1 protein-coding gene is annotated in these 1368 nt (G+C 65.8%); it reads left to right on the top strand.

Going from position 1 to position 1368, the window contains the following annotated elements:
• The first annotated feature begins 293 nt into the window (after positions 1–293).
• Positions 294–1349, top strand: a complete 1056-nt coding sequence (locus tag MJ607_RS19785; protein WP_243077356.1) for an IS110 family transposase — start codon at positions 294–296, stop codon at positions 1347–1349.
• The last annotated feature ends 19 nt before the right edge of the window (positions 1350–1368 follow it).

The following is a 1368-nucleotide window of genomic DNA, read 5'->3' as shown; positions in this document are numbered from 1 at the left end:
AGAGAGCATGGACGTGGGCCGGTCCTGGTGGCGGCCTGACCCCGAGATCCATTGACACTTTCGGCGGGATGATGGGGTCGCTGGCCCCTGGTTGCCGGTCTGACCCTAAAGGCCATTGACGCCGTCGGTTGTCCTTATGTGGATTTGTCGGCCGGCTGCCGGGACCGGCGCGCAGTCGCCGACGTGACGGCCGTGACTTGATAGGAGCTTGCTGGAACAGGCCCGTCTCTGTGCTGTCCAACCGCCACGCCGACGACTTCACCACCCATCGGATGAAGGACGGTAGGACCAGCATGACAAATCAGCTCCTCGAGCGGGTCGTCGTCGGCGGTGTCGACACGCATAAGCTCACCCACCACGCAGCGGTCGTGGATGCCGTGACCGGGAAACTGCTCTCGGATCAAGAGTTCGCGGCGTGCCCGGACGGGTATGCGCGGATGCTCGCCTGGTTCCTCGAACGCGGAACGATCGCGAAGATCGGTATCGAGGGGACCGGATCGTACGGGGCAGGCCTGCAACGCCATTTACAAGCCAACGGTGTCATCGTGATCGAAGTCGCGCGGCAGAACCGACAAGAACGCAGAGCCCGAGGCAAGTCCGACCCGATCGACGCGATCAACGCCGCCCGCGCCACACTCAGCGAGGCCGCGACGACGACACCGAAGAACCGGACCGGGTTCGTCGAAGCGGTGCGGTTGATCCGCACCACCCGGCGCAGCGCCGTCAAAGCACGCAGATCCACGATCAATCAGATCCACGGCCTTCTCTGGTCAGCTCCTGAACCGCTCCGCGCCAAGCTCGCCGGCTACGACCGGGCCGCGCTGGTGGCCCGCTGCGCACGGTTGCGGATCACCGACACCAGTGAGGACCCGGCTGCGACCGCACGACGCATGCTGCGCCGCCTCGCCCGTCGCATCCAGCACCTCGACGAAGAGATCACCGACGCAGACACCGAGCTGCGGCAGATCCTCACCGCGCACGCTCCGCATCTGATGGCGATGAACGCCGTTGGCCCCGAAGCAGCCGGCCAGATCATCGCCACCGCTGGTGAGAACATCGAGCGGCTCCACTCCGAAGCCGCCCTCGCCCGCATCTGTGGCGTCGCACCGATTCCGGCCAGCTCGGGCAACACCACCCGACACCGACTCCACCGCGGCGGCGACCGGGACGCGAACTGCGCGCTCCACCTGATCGTGATTAACCGCCTCCGATGGCACGCACCCACTCGGGCCTACGTCGCGAAACGCACCGCCGACGGCAAGACCAAGAAGGAGATCATCCGCTGCCTCAAACGAGCCGTCGTCCGCGAGGTCTACCGCGCACTCCAAGCAGACCTACTCCCCACTTGACATGCATAGGAGCATCCAC

The sequence above is a fragment of the Microbacterium sp. SS28 genome (genome assembly GCF_022761035.1).
Classification (GTDB): Bacteria; Actinomycetota; Actinomycetes; order Actinomycetales; family Microbacteriaceae; genus Microbacterium.
Note: the sequence above shows the minus strand (reverse complement) of the source record. Positions and strands in the feature narration are given on the sequence as shown.